The 12,933-nt window shown below is 63.0% G+C and carries 15 protein-coding genes; 8 read left to right on the top strand and 7 right to left on the bottom strand.

Annotated elements, in window-relative coordinates; translation table 11 throughout:
* Positions 1 to 58 precede the first annotated feature (58 nt).
* Entirely contained in the window at positions 59 to 850 is a 792-nt protein-coding gene (locus NRG23_RS27760) for a dienelactone hydrolase family protein (RefSeq protein WP_016702516.1), read from the bottom strand.
* A gap of 144 nt (positions 851 to 994) precedes the next feature.
* Here NRG23_RS27760 and NRG23_RS27765 point away from each other — a divergent pair, with 144 nt between their 5' ends.
* From NRG23_RS27765 to NRG23_RS27775, 3 genes are all read left to right on the top strand, one after another.
* Positions 995 to 1,597, top strand: a complete 603-nt coding sequence (locus NRG23_RS27765) for a hypothetical protein (RefSeq protein WP_007931772.1) — start codon at positions 995 to 997, stop codon at positions 1,595 to 1,597.
* A 118-nt stretch (positions 1,598 to 1,715) separates the two neighbouring features.
* Positions 1,716 to 2,393 (top strand): response regulator, encoded by a 678-nt coding sequence (locus NRG23_RS27770; RefSeq protein WP_007931776.1) that lies wholly within the window; start codon positions 1,716 to 1,718, stop codon positions 2,391 to 2,393.
* Entirely contained in the window at positions 2,390 to 3,736 is a 1,347-nt protein-coding gene (locus NRG23_RS27775; RefSeq protein ID WP_016702515.1) for an ATP-binding protein, read from the top strand. The genes NRG23_RS27770 and NRG23_RS27775 overlap by 4 nt, the downstream gene beginning before the upstream one ends.
* A 9-nt stretch (positions 3,737 to 3,745) precedes the next feature.
* On the opposite strand, the gene NRG23_RS27780 is transcribed toward NRG23_RS27775, so the two are convergent.
* Positions 3,746 to 4,744, bottom strand: a complete 999-nt coding sequence (locus tag NRG23_RS27780) for an AraC family transcriptional regulator (protein WP_009050292.1) — start codon at positions 4,742 to 4,744, stop codon at positions 3,746 to 3,748.
* A gap of 346 nt (positions 4,745 to 5,090) precedes the next feature.
* Here NRG23_RS27780 and NRG23_RS27785 point away from each other — a divergent pair, with 346 nt between their 5' ends.
* Both NRG23_RS27785 and NRG23_RS27790 read left to right on the top strand, forming a co-directional pair.
* Entirely contained in the window at positions 5,091 to 6,425 is a 1,335-nt protein-coding gene (locus NRG23_RS27785) for a dicarboxylate/amino acid:cation symporter (RefSeq protein ID WP_009050291.1), read from the top strand.
* Between the two features lie 151 nt (positions 6,426 to 6,576).
* Complete coding sequence (locus NRG23_RS27790) at positions 6,577 to 7,758, top strand: CaiB/BaiF CoA-transferase family protein (protein WP_053269716.1); 1,182 nt, start codon at positions 6,577 to 6,579, stop codon at positions 7,756 to 7,758.
* Between the two features lie 8 nt (positions 7,759 to 7,766).
* On the opposite strand, the gene NRG23_RS27795 is transcribed toward NRG23_RS27790, so the two are convergent.
* Positions 7,767 to 8,258 (bottom strand): SprT family zinc-dependent metalloprotease, encoded by a 492-nt coding sequence (locus NRG23_RS27795; RefSeq protein ID WP_007931787.1) that lies wholly within the window; start codon positions 8,256 to 8,258, stop codon positions 7,767 to 7,769.
* A gap of 144 nt (positions 8,259 to 8,402) precedes the next feature.
* The gene (locus tag NRG23_RS27800; protein WP_009050289.1) at positions 8,403 to 9,005 is read right to left on the bottom strand and encodes a Yip1 family protein; all 603 of its coding nucleotides are present in this window, start codon (positions 9,003 to 9,005) and stop codon (positions 8,403 to 8,405) included.
* A 279-nt stretch (positions 9,006 to 9,284) separates the two neighbouring features.
* Between NRG23_RS27800 and ttcA the strand changes: the two genes are divergently transcribed.
* Together ttcA and NRG23_RS27810 are read left to right on the top strand one after the other, a co-directional pair.
* Positions 9,285 to 10,109, top strand: coding sequence for a tRNA 2-thiocytidine(32) synthetase TtcA (gene ttcA, locus NRG23_RS27805; protein ID WP_009050288.1), 825 nt, complete (start codon positions 9,285 to 9,287; stop codon positions 10,107 to 10,109).
* A 76-nt stretch (positions 10,110 to 10,185) separates the two neighbouring features.
* The gene (locus NRG23_RS27810) at positions 10,186 to 10,857 is read left to right on the top strand and encodes a DNA-3-methyladenine glycosylase I (protein WP_009050287.1); all 672 of its coding nucleotides are present in this window, start codon (positions 10,186 to 10,188) and stop codon (positions 10,855 to 10,857) included.
* 90 nt (positions 10,858 to 10,947) lie between these two features.
* Here the strand turns inward: NRG23_RS27810 and NRG23_RS27815 are convergent, their stop codons facing one another.
* From NRG23_RS27815 to arsC, 3 genes are read right to left on the bottom strand one after another with little or no spacing between them, the layout of a single operon-like run.
* Positions 10,948 to 11,373 carry a DUF2069 domain-containing protein gene (locus tag NRG23_RS27815; protein ID WP_009050286.1) on the bottom strand — a complete coding sequence of 142 codons (426 nt, stop codon included), beginning with the start codon at positions 11,371 to 11,373 and terminating at the stop codon, positions 10,948 to 10,950.
* Positions 11,366 to 11,971, bottom strand: coding sequence for an NAD(P)H:quinone oxidoreductase (gene wrbA / locus NRG23_RS27820; RefSeq protein WP_009050285.1), 606 nt, complete (start codon positions 11,969 to 11,971; stop codon positions 11,366 to 11,368). Before wrbA ends, NRG23_RS27815 begins: the two co-directional genes overlap by 8 nt.
* Positions 11,968 to 12,321, bottom strand: coding sequence for an arsenate reductase (glutaredoxin) (arsC, locus tag NRG23_RS27825; RefSeq protein ID WP_009050284.1), 354 nt, complete (start codon positions 12,319 to 12,321; stop codon positions 11,968 to 11,970). The genes wrbA and arsC overlap by 4 nt, the downstream gene beginning before the upstream one ends.
* 129 nt (positions 12,322 to 12,450) lie before the next feature.
* On the opposite strand from arsC, the gene NRG23_RS27830 reads away from it, so the two are divergent.
* Positions 12,451 to 12,915: a TlpA disulfide reductase family protein gene (locus tag NRG23_RS27830; protein ID WP_009050283.1), complete on the top strand. Its 465-nt coding sequence runs from the start codon at positions 12,451 to 12,453 to the stop codon at positions 12,913 to 12,915.
* Positions 12,916 to 12,933 lie beyond the last annotated feature (18 nt).

The following is a 12,933-nucleotide window of genomic DNA, read 5'->3' on the forward strand; positions in this document are numbered from 1 at the left end:
CGTCGGCCTTGAGGCCGCTGTCCCGGGAGTTGAGGCCCCCGGGGCGGTCGGTGCGGGATCAGTTGAACAGTTTCTTGAAGAGCGCCTGCATGTCCGCCCACGAGCGTTCATCGGCGGCCTGGTTGTAGCCGATGTCCAGCCCGCCATGTTCGCCGTGGCTCATGCGGTCGGCATCCGGATTGCTGAAGCTGTGCTTGGCGCCCTCGAGGTTGACGAACTGGTAGTCGGCGCCGGCCTTGTCCATTTCTGCCTTGAAGGCGCTGACGTTATCGGCGGTGACCATGCTGTCGAGGGCGCCGTGTTCAACGAGAATCTTCGCCTTGACGCTGCCGGGGGTGGCTGGGGTGTTGGTGACCAGGGCGCCATGGAAGCTCACCACCCCGAGCAGGGGCAGGCCCTGGCGCGCCGCGTCCAGCACCACCTTGCCGCCGAAGCAGTAGCCGATCGCGGCCAGCTTGTCCGGGTCGGTCTGCGGTTGTTTCTTCAGCAGGTCGAGCCCGGCCTTGAAGCGTGCGCTGGCGGCGGCACTGTCTTTGGAGGCGGCCTGCATGAAGGCCATGGCGTCTTTCGGGTGCTCGGTGTGCTTGCCGTCGCCGTACATATCGATGGACAGGGCGCTGTAGCCCAGGGCTGCAAGGTCCCGGGCCCGGCGTTTGGCGTAGTCGTTCAGGCCCCACCATTCATGCACCACCACTACCCCTGGGCGTGGCCCTTTCAGCGCGTCGTCATAGGCGTAGTAACCGATGAGCCGGGTACCGTCGGGGCTCTGGTAGGGGATTTCCTGGGTCTTGATGGCCGCCTGGCTCATTGCGCAGAAGGTCAACAACAAGCAAGCAAAAAGCGCGCGCATAGTCCGTTCTCCTTTAAAAGACTGCCAGACAGCCTAGTCGATTTGATTCAGCCGAGGTTCAGAGTGTGTTCAGGGGGAGTTCAGGGCGGGGTCGGTAGTCTGGCCCCGTACCCAAAAACACATAGCGAATGAGGAAATACCCCCATGACTACTTTCAAGAAGATGATCCTGGCCTTCACTGTTCTCGGCGCCAGCGCTGTCGTCCAGGCCGCCGACAGCAACTTCGCCAGCCTTACCTACGGCCAGACCAGCGACAAGGTGAAGAAGTCCAGCCTGCTCAACAGCAACCTGAACAACCCGAACGCCGACGGTGTGATCGGCAAGGACAACACCTGGGGCGTGCGCCTGGGTCAGCAGAATGACCAGCACCGCTACTACGCCACCTACGACAATGTCTCCGGTTCCCACAATGGCATTAAACTGCGCCAGGAAAACCTGCTCGGCAGCTACGATGTGTTCCTGCCAGTGACCAGCAGCACCAAGCTGTTCGGCGGCGGCACCGCGGGCCTGACCAAGCTGACCCAGGATTCCCCAGGCTTCAGCCGCGACAGCGATATCGGTTACGCCGTCGGCGTGCAGGCCGGTGTCCTGCAGCAGGTTTCACAGAACACTTCGGTCGAACTGGGTTACCGTTACCTGCGCAGCAATGCCAGCACCGAGATGAGCGAGCGCAGTGGCAGCAAGCAGGGTTCGCTGAGCCTGACCAGCAGCGCCCAGACGTACCTGTCGGCCAACTACGCTTTCTAAAATACCGTCCTGGTTCTGACCGCGCCGGATCTGCCAAGGTAGGATCCGGCGTTGCCATATATACGATCAGGGCGCCTGAGCGCCCTTGGAGATGTCGAATTTTGCCTGGGAGAGCTGCATGAAACTGCTCGTCGTTGAAGATGAGGCGCTGCTGCGCCATCACTTGCAAACCCGCCTCACGGACAGCGGCCATGTGGTCGAGTCCGTGGCCAATGCCGAGGAAGCGCTGTATCAGACCGAGCAGTTCAACCATGATCTGGCGGTGATCGACCTGGGCCTGCCGGGCATGGGCGGGCTGGACCTGATCCGCCAGCTGCGCTCGCGGGGCAAGGCATTTCCGATCCTGATCCTGACGGCTCGTGGCAACTGGCAGGACAAGGTCGAAGGGCTGGCCGCCGGTGCCGACGACTATGTGGTCAAGCCCTTCCAGTTCGAGGAGCTGGACGCGCGCCTGAATGCCCTGCTGCGCCGCTCCAGCGGGTTCACCCAGTCGACCATCATCGCCGGCCCGCTGCTGCTCGACCTGAATCGCAAGCAGGCCTCGCTCGACGAACAGCCGCTGGCGCTGACCGCCTACGAATACCGGATTCTCGAGTACCTCATGCGCCACCATCAGCAGGTGGTGGCCAAGGACCGCTTGATGGAGCAGCTGTACCCGGACGATGACGAGCGCGATCCGAACGTGATCGAGGTGCTGGTCGGCCGCCTGCGGCGCAAGCTGGAAGGCCCTTCGGGCTTCAAGCCCATCGATACCGTGCGTGGCCTGGGTTATCTGTTCAACGAGCGCTGCCGATGATTCGATCGTTACGCCTGCGCCTGATGCTGGCGGCCACGACGCTGGCGGTGCTGTTCATGCTGGCGTTGTTGCCGGCCATGCAAGGTGCGTTCAGTCTGGCGCTGCAGGACTCCATCGAGCAGCGCCTGGCCTCCGACGTGACCACGCTGATCTCGGCGGCCCGGGTCGAGAACAATCACCTGCAAATGCCGGCGCAACTGCCGGATGAGCGCTTCAACCTGACCGACAGCCGCCTCCTGGGCTACATCTATGACCGGGAGGGGCGGCTGGTCTGGCGTTCCAAGGCGACCCAGGAAGAGAACATCAACTACAAGCCGCGTTATGACGGCCGCGGCAATGAGTTCGCGCGCATCCGCGAAGTCAACGGCCAGGAGTTTTTCGTCTACGACGTCGAGGTCAAGCTGCTCGGTGGTAAAAGCGCGGCGTTCAGCATCGTCGCCTTGCAGCCGGTGCGTGAGTACCAGCTGACCCTGGAAGGGGTGCGGGAAAACCTCTACCTCGGTTTCGGCGCCGCGTTGCTGGTGCTCCTGGCGCTGCTCTGGCTTGGCCTGACCTGGGGCCTGCAGGCCTTGCGCCGGCTGAGCCAGGAACTGGACGAAATCGAAAGCGGCACCCGGGAAAGCCTCAGCGAAGAACATCCGCGCGAGCTGTTGCGCCTGACCGGCTCGTTGAACCGCCTGTTGCACAGCGAGCGCGAGCAGCGCAGCCGTTATCGCGATTCCCTGGACGACCTGGCCCACAGCCTGAAAACCCCGCTGACGGTGTTGCAAGGGGTCAGCGAGGACATGGCCCTGCGCCCCCAGGATCGCGAACAGGCCTGGGTGCTGCAGACTCAGATCGAACGCATGAGCCAGCAGATCAGCTACCAGTTGCAGCGGGCCAGCCTGCGCAAGAGCGGCCTGGTGCGTCATCAGGTGCGTCTGCGTCCGGTGCTGAAAAGCCTGTGCGACACCCTGGACAAGGTCTATCGCGACAAACAGGTGCGGGTATCGTTTGATCTGCCGGAGCGTTGCTATGTGCCGATCGAGCATGGGGCCTTGCTCGAGCTGCTGGGCAACCTGCTGGAGAACGCCTACCGCCTGTGCCTGAGCGAAGTGCGCATCAGTGTCCGCCAAGACCTCCACGGCGCGCAGTTGTGTGTCGAGGACGACGGGCCGGGTGTGCCGCCGGACCAGCGGGCGCGGATTCTCCAGCGTGGTGAACGGCTGGATCGCCAGCATCCGGGGCAGGGGATCGGCCTGGCGGTGGTCAAGGACATCATCGACAGCTACGGCGCGCAGCTGACCCTTGGCGATTCCGCCCTGGGCGGGGCGGCGTTCCGCATTCACTTCCCGGCGATCTGAGCGGCGCGCTCAGGTTTCCTGGGCGCGGTAGGCGCCCGGCGTCAGCCCGGTCCACTTCTTGAACGCGCGGTGAAAGGCCGAGGGCTCGGAAAAGCCGGTCTGCTCGGCGATCTGTTGCAATGACAGGTCGGCCCGACGCAGATGGTAGATGGCGATATCGCGCCGCAACTGATCCTTCAATTCCTGAAAGCTCGTGCCTTCTTCGCGCAAATGCCGGCGCAGAGTCTGCGGGCTGATGTGCAGGTGCTGGGCGATGCTTTCCAGGTCTGGCCAATGGTTGCTGTCGCGGCTGAGCAGGCGGCGCAGCTGGCTGCTCAGGCTGTCGCCGTCATCCGGGCGGGCCAGCAGGTCGGCGGGGGAGCGCTCGAGAAAGTGCTTGAGGGTTCGTTCGTCCTGCAGCAGCGGCATGCTCAGGTAGCGGCTGTGGAACAACAGGCTGCTGCAGTCGCGGGAAAACACCAGGGGGCAGGGGAACAGCAGGTCGTACTCGTTGCCATGCTCGGGTTTCGGGTAGCTGAAACAGGCCTGTTCGAGGCGGATGCGCTGGCCGATCAGCCAACTGCCGAGGCGATGCCAGATCACCAGCAGGCTCTCGCTGAGAAAGTGGTCCGGGTCCCACAGCCCAGCGTCGTCCAGGCTCAGGCGGGTCATTTCCCCTTCGCGCGTCAGGCTCAGCCGCGGCGCCTGGGGGAACAGGCTATAAAACAGCAGGCCGCGCTGCAGGGCCTTCTCCAGGTTGCTGCAGTGGATCAGGGCGTGGCACATCATGGCGAAGGTGCCGCGCTTGCTCGGGCCGTCGCCGAACCCCAGGTACTCGTCATCGAGGACTTGCCAGAGCTGTTGCAGCAGGCTGGCGAACTGCTCGGGGGCGATACGGGCCTTGGGTTCGTTCAGCAATTCGAGGCTGATGCCCAGGGTCTGCAGCAACTCCGAATAGTCGTAGCCCCGTCGGCGGGCCCCGCCCAGGGCGGCGCGGGCGAAATGACTGGCGATAGTGCGTTCGCGCATGAAGGTTGATCCGTCCATTAAGTGGCGGATGTTAACAGCCGCCAGCGACCGGACAAGGCGGATATCCGCCAAATTGTAGGACGAGGGCCGGATGATGGGCGGAAATCCGCCACTTCGTGTGGGGCGGGGACCGCGAAGGGCGAGAGCAAACCCTGATGTCCAAAGGCCTTCAGGTTTTTTGGGCAAGCTGGCACGGGCTTTGCGATAGCGAGCGAGGAGAAGGGAGCAGCGAAAGGTGTTCCCCGCAGCTCTACACAACAAATCCCTCCAGTGCAGGAGGGTTCGCACTTTAGGCGTCGTGTGCATCGATGGATGGTGTGCAACGGTGCTCTTGAGGAACTTTGCAATGACGACTCGTCAGCCACTGTACAAATCCCTGTATTTCCAGGTGATCGTTGCCATCGCCATCGGCATCCTGCTCGGTCACTTCTACCCGCAGACCGGTGTGGCCCTCAAGCCCCTGGGTGACGGGTTCATCAAACTGATCAAGATGGTCATCGCGCCCATCATCTTCTGTACCGTCGTCAGTGGTATCGCCGGCATGCAGAACATGAAGTCGGTGGGCAAGACCGGTGGCTACGCGCTGCTGTACTTCGAAATCGTCTCGACCATCGCCCTGCTGATCGGCCTGGTCGTGGTCAACGTCGTGCAGCCGGGCAACGGCATGCACATCGATGTGTCGACCCTGGATGCCTCGAAAGTGGCGGCCTACGTCACCGCCGGCAAGGACCAGAGCATCGTCGGCTTCATCCTCAACGTCATTCCGAACACCATCGTCGGCGCCTTCGCCAACGGCGATATCCTGCAAGTGCTGATGTTCTCGGTGATCTTCGGTTTCGCCCTGCACCGCCTGGGTGCCTACGGCAAGCCGGTGCTGGACTTCATCGATCGCTTTGCTCACGTGATGTTCAACATCATCAACATGATCATGAAGCTCGCGCCGATTGGTGCGCTGGGTGCCATGGCCTTCACCATCGGCGCCTACGGCGTGGGTTCGTTGGTGCAGCTGGGCCAGCTGATGATCTGCTTCTACATCACCTGCGTGCTGTTCGTGCTGGTGGTGCTGGGCGCCATCTGCCGCGCCCACGGTTTCAGCGTGCTGAAGCTGATCCGCTACATCCGTGAAGAGCTGCTGATCGTACTGGGTACTTCCTCGTCGGAATCGGCCCTGCCACGCATGTTGATCAAGATGGAACGCCTGGGCGCGAAGAAATCGGTAGTGGGTCTGGTGATCCCGACCGGTTACTCCTTCAACCTCGACGGTACCTCGATCTACCTGACCATGGCGGCCGTGTTCATCGCCCAGGCGACCGACACCCACATGGACATCACTCACCAGATCACCCTGCTGCTGGTGCTGCTGCTGTCCTCCAAAGGTGCTGCGGGCGTGACCGGTAGCGGCTTCATCGTGCTGGCGGCAACCCTGTCGGCCGTGGGTCACCTGCCGGTGGCCGGCCTGGCGCTGATCCTGGGTATCGACCGCTTCATGTCCGAAGCCCGTGCGCTGACCAACCTGGTGGGTAACGCGGTAGCCACCGTAGTGGTCGCCAAGTGGGTCAAGGAGCTGGACGAAGATCAGCTGCAGGCCGAGCTGGCTTCCGGTGGCCGTGCTATCAGCGACACCCGCGAAGAAGACGACCTGGGCGTTGCCGAAGGCCCGACCCCGACGACCGTGAAGTAACTTCACCGCGTTGATGAAAAACCCGCTCCGGCGGGTTTTTTCATGCCCGGCGTTTGAGCGCAACGGTCAGCCCGGGTGGCGCTTGCGGTGATTGCCGGGCCTTGAGGCGCTGCCTACTCTGTGGGCAATCAATCGGCAAGGGAGAGTGTTCATGCAAGGGCCACTGGCGTCACTCAAGGTACTGGATTTCTCCACGCTGCTGCCGGGGCCGTTCGCCTCCTTGCTGCTGGCGGACATGGGCGCCGAGGTGCTGCGCATCGAATCGCCGACCCGCATGGACCTGCTGCGGGTGCTGCCGCCCCACGATCAGGGCGTTTCCGCCAGCCATGCCTACCTCAATCGCAATAAACGCAGCCTGGCGCTGGACCTCAAGCAGCCCGAGGCGCTGGAGGTGATCCGCCAACTGGTGCTGGAGTACGACATCGTGCTGGAGCAGTTCCGCCCCGGGGTGATGGAGCGCCTGGGGCTGGGCTACGAGGCGTTGAAGGCGCTCAACCCGAAGCTGATCTATGTCTCGATCACCGGTTACGGCCAGACCGGCCCGTATCGGGAGCGCGCCGGCCACGACATCAATTACCTGGCCCTGGCGGGCCTGGCCAGCTACACCGGGCGCAAGGACAGTGGACCGCTGCCCCTGGGCATCCAGGCGGCGGACATCGCCGGAGGTTCGCTGCATGGGGTCATCGGCCTGCTGGCGGCAGTGATTGCCCGCCAGCACAGCGGCTTGGGGCAGCACCTGGACGTGAGCATGACCGATTGTGTGTTCAGCCTGAATGCCATGGCCGGGGCCGGCTACCTGGCGTGCGGGATCGAGCCCGCGGCGGAGCAGCAGGTGCTCAATGGCGGCAGCTTCTATGACTATTACCGCAGTCGGGATGGTCGCTGGCTGTCGGTGGGCAGCCTGGAACCGCCGTTCATGCAGGCGCTGTGCAAGGCCCTGGGGCGTCCGGAACTGGCGGCCCAGGGGCTGTCGCCGCAGCCGGAGCAACAGCAGGCGCTCAAGCAGGCCTTGCAGGTCGAGTTCGAGAAACACGATTTTGCCGAGCTCTGCGAATTGTTTGCCGCGGTCGATGCCTGCGTCGAACCGGTGCTGGGCCTGGCGGAGGCGGTGGCGCATCCGCAGTTACAGGCGCGGCAGCTGGTCAGCCAGGTGCCGCGTGGCGATGGCAGCTACCAGGCGCAGATGGCCTGTCCGTTGAAGTTTTCCCAGGGGCTGCCGGAGCCGCGGCATATCGGGGCGGCGCTGGGGGCGCATAGCGACCAGGTGCTGACCGAGCTGGGTTACAGCACGCAGCGCATCGCTGAGCTACGCCAGGGCCGGGTCATCCTGTAGGGCCGGGTTCACTCCACCCGCATCTCGCCGCTGAACACCAGGGTGTGCCGGCAACGCCGGCACAGATAACGCCGGCCCTGGGCGACCAGGCGGTGGCGCTGGGCGGAAAACGGGAAATCGTTGTCGCAGGGGCAGCGATAGATGTAGCGCGTCACGCTGCGACGCTGGATCTCGTAGGTGTGGCAGCGATTGGGCGGGAGTTCGTACACCCCGCGCATGATCAGTTGCCATTCTTCGCCGTGGGGCTGGATGCGCTCGCCGAACAGTTGGTGGGCGATCAGGTGCGCGACTTCATGGGCCACGGTCTGCTTGAGGAAGTCTTCGGTGTTTTCCCGGTACAGCTGCGGGTTGAAGCGCAGCAGGTTCTCGTGCAGGTGGGCGACACCGGCTTTCTGGCCGCGCAATTTGAGGCTGACCACCGGGCGTTTGAAAGGTCGTTTGAAAAAGGATTCAGCGAGTTGGAAACAGTCTTCGACGCGGGTATTGAGTTGCTCGGGCATGCTTAACGGCTCTCCAGAGCGGGTGAGTATGCCGCAAAGCTGATGCATTCCGAATCGTCCAGGCGCCGAATGGTCGTTGCGCAGATTAGAAGGCCGCCTTGCGGCGGCCTGTGTTGGCAGATTGTGTTTGTTTTTTGAGCAGCGTCAGTTGGTGTAAACGGGGCCGACGCCAAGACCCCAGACGATCACGGTGAACGCCATGATCGCGACCAGCACCACCAGCCCAACGGCCAGTACGGAGCTTGAGAACAGGAAACCTTCGTCCGATGGAATGTTCATGAAGGTCGGCAACCCGACATACAGCAGGTAAACGGTGTAACTGATGGCGGCCGTGCCGACGATCATGCCGAGCCACATGTGCGGATACAGCGCCGCCAGGCCGCCGATGAACAGCGGCGTCGCTGTGTAGGTGGCAAATGCGATGCAGCGTGCAAGGCTCGGGCTGGCGTCGTAGGTGCGGGCCATCCAGTGGACGAAGGCGCCCATGACCGCGACCCCGCCGAGCATCGCCAGGTACGACATGATGGTCATCCACAGCGCGCTTTCCATGGTCAGCATGACCGGCGCTCGATTACCAATGACCCAACCGACCTGGGTGGTGCCGATAAAGGCCGAAATCGCTGGAATCGCCGCGAGAATCAGCGTGTGGGTGAGGTACATGTGGCTGATGCTTTCCTCTTCGTCGCCACGTATTTCTCGCCATTCCTGATCGGGGTGGGTGAAGAGTCCCACGACATGATGAATCATAGTCAGTCACTCCTTTGTTATTGCCATCGCCCCCCAACGGAGCGCCTACGGGCCAGTGGCCAAGTAAGTAAAGGTCTGAATATGTGTGCGACCTTATGTCGCAGTATAGAAAGGACTGCCTTGCAAAAGGCGCAGGCGTTAGAGCAAATCGCGCTGTCGACGCAGCTGGTAATCGCATTCGGTGATTTGATCGGTCGACTGGTGCCCGGCGCTTCGCCCGCGCGCGGTTTTTGCGTAAAATGACCGGCTTTTCGTCACACACCGCGGATTTCAAGCGCCATGGGCACTCTTACGGTCAACCAGAACAAACTGCAGAAACGCTTGCGCCGCCAGGCCGGGGAAGCAGTCGCCGACTTCAACATGATCGAAGACGGCGACAAGGTCATGGTCTGCCTGTCCGGCGGCAAGGACAGCTACACCATGCTCGACGTGCTGATGCACCTGCAGAAGGTTGCACCGATCAAGTTCGAGATCGTCGCCGTGAACATGGACCAGAAGCAGCCCGGGTTCCCCGAGCACGTGCTGCCGGCCTACCTCGAGACACTGGGTGTGGAGTACCACATCGTCGAGAAGGACACCTACTCGGTGGTCAAGGAACTGATCCCGGAAGGCAAGACCACCTGCTCGCTGTGCTCGCGCCTGCGTCGCGGCACCCTGTACACCTTCGCCGATGAGATCGGCGCGACCAAGATGGCCCTGGGTCACCATCGCGACGACATCGTCGAGACCTTCTTCCTCAACATGTTCTACAACGGCTCGCTCAAGGCCATGCCGCCCAAGCTGCGGGCCGACGACGGGCGCAACGTGGTAATCCGCCCGCTGGCCTATTGCAGCGAGAAGGACATCCAGGCCTATTCCGACCTCAAGCAGTTCCCGATCATCCCGTGCAACCTCTGCGGCTCCCAGGAAAACCTGCAGCGCCAGGTGGTCAAGGAAATGCTCCAGGAATGGGAACGCAAGACCCCGGGCCGTACCGAAAGCATTTTCCGCGGCCTGCAGAACGTGGTGCCGTCGCAGCTGGCGGACCGTAACCTGTTCGACTTCACCAGCCTGAAGATCGATGAAACCGCGGCCTCGCGTTTCGTCAATGTGGTGAACCTCTGAGTCGTTTCGCGGCTCTGTATCGTGGAATCACGGCGCTCCTCTGAGCGCCGTTTCTTTATCGTCATTAGGAGAGGGCATGCGCGATTACAAGTGGCTGCACGAATACTGTCTGAACCGTTTCGGTTCGGCGGCCGAGCTGGAAGCCCATCTGCCGGTGCCGAAAACCCCGGCGCAATTGCGCAAGATCAGCGATGACCGTTATCTCTCGACCCTGGCCCTGCGGGTGTTTCGCGCCGGCTTGAAGCACAGCCTGGTGGACGCCAAGTGGCCGGCTTTCGAAGAAGTGTTCTTTGGTTTCGACCCGGAGAAAGTGGTGCTGATGGGCGCCGAGCACCTCGAGCGGCTGATGCAGGACACGCGGATCATTCGCCACCTGGGCAAGCTCAAGAGCGTGCCGCGCAACGCGCAGATGGTGCTCGACGTGGAAAAGGAGAAGGGCAGCTTTGGCGCCTTGATCGCCGACTGGCCGGTGACCGACATCGTCGGCCTGTGGAAGTACCTGGCCAAGCACGGTCACCAGTTGGGCGGCCTGTCGGCCCCGCGCTTTCTGCGGATGGTCGGCAAGGACACCTTCGTGCCGACCTATGACGTGGTGGCGGCGCTGAATGCGCAGCAGATCATCGACAAGGTGCCCAGCAGCCTCAAGGACCTGGCCACTGTGCAGGGCGCCTTCAACCAGTGGCACGCCGAAAGTGGCCGGCCGCTGTGCCAGATCTCGATGATGTTGGCCTATACGGTCAACCACTGATTCGGGGTTGATCTCATCGCGGGCAAGCCTCGCTCCTACAGAAAACCGCATGCTTCTGTAGGGGCGAGGCTTGCCCGCGATGGCGTACCGTCAGGCGGCGCTGACCTCGCCTTCGCCCGCCAGCTTGCGGTTGAGCTGGAAGCGCCAGCGCACATAGAGCAGGGCCGAGCAGAACACCGCCAGGCTGGCGAGCATTTCCAGGACGCCGAACAGCTGGCGGTTCGGATCGTAGGCGGCCAGCGCGCCCTTGATGAAATACAGGTTCACCACAAAGCACATCCACGAATGCCCGCGCGCGCTGCCCACCAGCATGCCCGGCGCCATCAGCAGCAGCGGTACCAGTTCGATCAGCAGGATCACCCAGGGCCGGGCGCCGTGCAGGTCGGCGACGAACAGGTAGTAACCGCAGAGCAGGCCGACCAGGCCGAAAAAGCAGATCAGGCTCAGCACTCGGGTGATGCGTACGCGCGGCTCCAGCCATTCGATGGCCGGCAGGATCTTCGGCTTTTTAGCCACGGCTGCTCTCCAGTTGCAGGGCCGTCTTGGCCAGGCGCAGGCCCAGGGCGCGGCAGAGGGCGACCTCGTGCTCGTTCAGCGGGCTTTTGCCGTCGGCGCCGGCATGGTGGCTGGCCCCGTAAGGCGTGCCGCCGCCACGGGTTTCCAGCAGGGCCGATTCGCTGTAGGGCAGGCCGGTGATCAGCATGCCGTGGTGCAGCAGCGGCAGCATCATCGACAGCAGGGTGGTTTCCTGGCCGCCGTGCAGGCTGGCGGTGGAGGTGAACACCCCGGCCGGCTTGCCCACCAGGGCGCCGGTCAGCCACAGGTTGCTGGTGCCGTCGAGGAAATACTTCAGCGGCGCGGCCATGTTGCCGAAGCGCGTCGGGCTGCCCAAAGCCAGGCCGGAGCAGTGCTTCAGGTCATCGAGGCTGGCATACAGCGCGCCGTCTTCCGGGATGCTCGGGGCCACGGCCTCGCAGTCGGCGGATATCGCCGGCACGGTGCGCAGGCGCGCCTCCATGCCACCTTGTTCGATACCCCGGGCGATCTGCCGGGCCATCTCGGTGGTCGAGCCGTTGCGGCTGTAGTAGAGAACCAGGATGTACGGCGTACTCAAGGCAGGATCTCCAGTACGTTCTCTGGCGGCCGGCCGATGATGGCCTTGTCGCCGACTTCGAGAATCGGCCGTTCCATGAGTTTCGGGTGCGCGGCGATGGCGGCGATCAGCTGCGCTTCGCTCAGGCTGGCGTCGGCCAGGTTGAGGCTCTTGTACTCGTCTTCGCCGGTGCGTAGCAGCTGGCGGGCGCCGATCCCGAGCTTGCCCAGCAGGCTTTGCAGCTGGGCGGCATCGAGCGGGGTTTCCAGGTAGCGGACCACGGTCGGGGTCAGGCCACGGGCTTCCAGCAGTTCCAGCGCACCGCGGGATTTCGAGCAGCGCGGGTTGTGATAAAGCGTCAGATCGGTCATGGGCGGGTCGCATCTTGCGTAAGGTGGCGGCTATTCTACCTGTGCGACGGGCAGTCCTGAACCTTGCGAGGCGATGGGTCGCACGAGAAAGCGGGTTTGACTGTTTTTTTTCAATACAAGGATCAAGGCATGGCAAGGCAACTGGCAGCGGCATTGGCGATCATCGGCACCTTGTTGCTGAGCGGCTGCGGTAACGATTACGGGGTCGATCAATATGGCCGGCAAGTCGCCGCCGAGCGCGTGGACAAGCAGTGGCTGGTGCTCAATTACTGGGCCGAATGGTGTGGGCCGTGCCGCACCGAGATCCCCGAACTCAATGCATTGGCCGAAGGGCTCAAGGGCCAGCCGGTGAGTGTGCTGGGGGTCAATTTCGATAACGTCCAGGGCGAAGAACTGAAAAGCGCCAGTGAAAAACTGGGCATCAAGTTCACCGTGCTGGCGCAGAACCCGGCGGAGATTTTCGACCTGCCACGCAGTGAAGGGTTGCCGGTCACCTACATCATCGATGACCAGGGCAAGGTGCGTGAGCAACTGATGGGCGAGCAGACCGCGGCGGGCGTGATGGCGAAGCTGGAAGCCCTGCGCGGGCATTGATCCGTAGCCACTGCCGCA

Source organism: Pseudomonas sp. T8 (assembly GCF_024610635.1).
In the GTDB taxonomy this organism is placed as follows: Bacteria; Pseudomonadota; Gammaproteobacteria; order Pseudomonadales; family Pseudomonadaceae; genus Aquipseudomonas; species Aquipseudomonas chlororaphis_I.

Bases quoted from the DNA above. Each gene is read 5' to 3' on its own strand.
- NRG23_RS27770 (WP_007931776.1), top strand. From the start codon at position 1,716: ATGAAACTGCTCGTCGTTGAAGATGAGGCGCTGCTGCGCCATCACTTG.
- NRG23_RS27760 (WP_016702516.1), bottom strand. From the start codon at position 850: ATGCGCGCGCTTTTTGCTTGCTTGTTGTTGACCTTCTGCGCAATGAGC.
- NRG23_RS27830 (WP_009050283.1), top strand. From the start codon at position 12,451: ATGGCAAGGCAACTGGCAGCGGCATTGGCGATCATCGGCACCTTGTTG.
- ttcA (WP_009050288.1), top strand. From the start codon at position 9,285: ATGGGCACTCTTACGGTCAACCAGAACAAACTGCAGAAACGCTTGCGC.
- NRG23_RS27780 (WP_009050292.1), bottom strand. From the start codon at position 4,744: ATGCGCGAACGCACTATCGCCAGTCATTTCGCCCGCGCCGCCCTGGGC.
- NRG23_RS27790 (WP_053269716.1), top strand. From the start codon at position 6,577: ATGCAAGGGCCACTGGCGTCACTCAAGGTACTGGATTTCTCCACGCTG.
- NRG23_RS27785 (WP_009050291.1), top strand. From the start codon at position 5,091: ATGACGACTCGTCAGCCACTGTACAAATCCCTGTATTTCCAGGTGATC.
- NRG23_RS27795 (WP_007931787.1), bottom strand. From the start codon at position 8,258: ATGCCCGAGCAACTCAATACCCGCGTCGAAGACTGTTTCCAACTCGCT.
- arsC (WP_009050284.1), bottom strand. From the start codon at position 12,321: ATGACCGATCTGACGCTTTATCACAACCCGCGCTGCTCGAAATCCCGC.
- NRG23_RS27810 (WP_009050287.1), top strand. From the start codon at position 10,186: ATGCGCGATTACAAGTGGCTGCACGAATACTGTCTGAACCGTTTCGGT.
- NRG23_RS27765 (WP_007931772.1), top strand. From the start codon at position 995: ATGACTACTTTCAAGAAGATGATCCTGGCCTTCACTGTTCTCGGCGCC.
- NRG23_RS27800 (WP_009050289.1), bottom strand. From the start codon at position 9,005: ATGATTCATCATGTCGTGGGACTCTTCACCCACCCCGATCAGGAATGG.
- NRG23_RS27775 (WP_016702515.1), top strand. From the start codon at position 2,390: ATGATTCGATCGTTACGCCTGCGCCTGATGCTGGCGGCCACGACGCTG.